Raw genomic sequence first — 336 nt, 5'->3', positions numbered from 1 at the left:
ACCACGCTGGACGTCTTCACGCTTGGTGCCGCGCAGCAGGATGCCCACGTTGTCGCCGGCTTGACCTTGGTCCAGCAGCTTGCGGAACATTTCCACGCCGGTGCAGGTCGTCTTGACCGTCGGGGTGATACCGACGATTTCGATTTCTTCGCCGACCTTGATGATGCCGCGCTCGATACGGCCGGTCACCACGGTGCCGCGACCCGAGATCGAGAACACGTCTTCGACCGGCATCAGGAACGCGCCGTCAACGGCACGCTCGGGCGTCGGGATGTACGTGTCCAGGGCTTGGGCCAGCGACAGGATCGCTTGCTCGCCCAGTTCGCCCTTGTCGCC

The 336-nt window shown here is 64.3% G+C and carries 1 protein-coding gene; it reads right to left on the bottom strand.

Features of this window, described 5'->3' with window-relative positions:
• Nucleotides 1–336 (bottom strand): EF-Tu/IF-2/RF-3 family GTPase (locus ACR6JA_RS22230; RefSeq protein ID WP_494599564.1); only part of this gene is annotated, 336 nt, incomplete at both ends.

This window comes from Cedecea sp. B1(4) (genome assembly GCF_059414925.1).
This window is presented reverse-complemented; position numbering and strand designations above follow the sequence as displayed.